This is a genomic window from Veillonella sp. ZSJB6, assembly GCF_051549505.1.
Lineage (GTDB): Bacteria > Bacillota > Negativicutes > Veillonellales > Veillonellaceae > Veillonella.
Window position 1 is genome coordinate 1 of record NZ_JBPUGE010000020.1, and the last position, 460, is coordinate 460.

Consider the following 460-nt stretch of genomic DNA (forward strand, 5'->3'; position numbering starts at 1 on the left):
CCAGTGGGGAGCGTTTACTAACGTACCAATAGGAGGTACAATTTCATTCCCTGTTTCATTTGATAGAGAGTGTTACGTAGTAGTTGGTAATGACATGAATGGTAACAATGTTGATAACCAGGTCCATTCATTTAGAGAGTATACTAGAACAGGGGTTAAAGTATATTCTCAGGCGGCGAAAGATGGATTAAATAAAACTAGTGCTTGGGGCAGATATATCGCGGTAGGTAATTAAATAATCCCTAGTGCGAACCAATAATAGGATGCAGCATATCTATCACTCGCCACAAATACAGCTTTTGTAGTGCTGCTTTCGCTTACAGAGTTTGCAAAATATCTTGGTGTATCTGACCCACTCCAATACGCATCAATCGCATTTGCCATGAATAATCTTGTGAATCTAATAGGAAATGTTACTTCCGTTTTTACGACGTTATCTTGGCCACCAACTCCCCACTGG

At 40.2% G+C, this 460-nt stretch carries 2 protein-coding genes; one reads left to right on the forward strand and one right to left on the reverse strand.

All coding sequences use genetic code 11. The features are described 5' to 3' along the window. Window positions 1–235 (forward strand): gp53-like domain-containing protein (locus tag ACSV5T_RS09715; RefSeq protein ID WP_438320974.1); only part of this gene is annotated, 235 nt, incomplete at its 5' end. Here ACSV5T_RS09715 and ACSV5T_RS09720 read toward each other — a convergent pair. Next, window positions 232–460, reverse strand: a 229-nt coding sequence (locus tag ACSV5T_RS09720) for a gp53-like domain-containing protein (protein WP_438320975.1), incomplete at its 5' end; no start/stop codon positions are given. The genes ACSV5T_RS09715 and ACSV5T_RS09720 overlap by 4 nt on opposite strands.